A 592-nucleotide genomic window follows, 5' to 3' on the forward strand; every position below is an offset into this window, starting at 1 on the left:
CTTCATGATGTTACATCTCCCGGCTGAATTACGCGCGCTGTGCGATTTGACCACGCTGAAGCTGGAGTCCGGTACCTTCGTTGAGGACGACTTACGTCAGTACGTCAGCGACATTCTCTGGAGCATGAAAACCACCACCGGCGATGACGGGTACATCCATCTGCTTCTGGAACACCAGAGTTCGGCGGATAAAAATATGGCCTTTCGTCAGCTCAGATATGCTGTCGCCGCCATGCAACGTCATCTTGAAGCGGGTCATAAAAAACTGCCGCTGGTCATCCCGGTTCTGTTTTACCACGGCAGCCGGAGTCCGTACCCGTTCTCCACGAACTGGCTGGATTGTTTCAGTAACCCGGAACAGGCCGGAAAAGTATACACGACAGGATTCCCGCTGGTTGATGTCACCGTCATCGATGATGATGAGATAATGAACCACAGACGGATGGCCGCACTGACCCTGCTGATGAAACATATCCGCCAGCGGGACATGATGGAACTGCTGGACAGGCTACCCCGGGTAATGGTGGAATGGATTTCCCCCGAACAGGTGCGCGTTCTGATAAACTACATGGTAAATGCAGGTGAAGCGCCT

Annotated in this window: 1 protein-coding gene; it reads left to right on the forward strand. The window is 53.2% G+C overall.

Features of this window, described 5'->3' with window-relative positions:
* A partial coding sequence (locus ABD353_RS39955) for an Rpn family recombination-promoting nuclease/putative transposase (protein WP_425555363.1) occupies positions 1-592 on the forward strand: 592 nt, incomplete at both ends.

This window comes from Kitasatospora arboriphila (assembly GCF_039528095.1).
Taxonomy (GTDB): domain Bacteria; phylum Actinomycetota; class Actinomycetes; order Streptomycetales; family Streptomycetaceae; genus Kitasatospora; species Kitasatospora arboriphila.